Here is a 257-nt window from a genome sequence, read left to right on the forward strand (position 1 = left end):
TTTATTGCGCTGGCAGATAATCAACAGAAACAAGCGAAAACGCCGCTGGAAAAATGTCAGCATTTGCCCTTTATTCTTGAAGTACATAGACGCACCGGCAAACATGTTATTGCTCATGCCGATTATCCAGATGATGTTTATGAATGGCAAAAGGACGTTGATTTGCATCAGGTCTTGTGGAGCCGCTCGCGATTAGGTGAACGCCAAAAAGGGCAGGGAATTACAGGTGCTGATCATTTCTGGTTTGGTCATACACC

1 pseudogene is annotated in these 257 nt (G+C 44.7%); it reads left to right on the forward strand.

The window, feature by feature from the left end:
* Positions 1 to 257 (forward strand): annotated as a pseudogene (locus SB756_RS32145) (serine/threonine protein phosphatase); the annotation flags it as partial.

The organism is Pseudomonas sp. SIMBA_068, from assembly GCF_046534705.1.
GTDB lineage: Bacteria > Pseudomonadota > Gammaproteobacteria > Pseudomonadales > Pseudomonadaceae > Aquipseudomonas > Aquipseudomonas putida.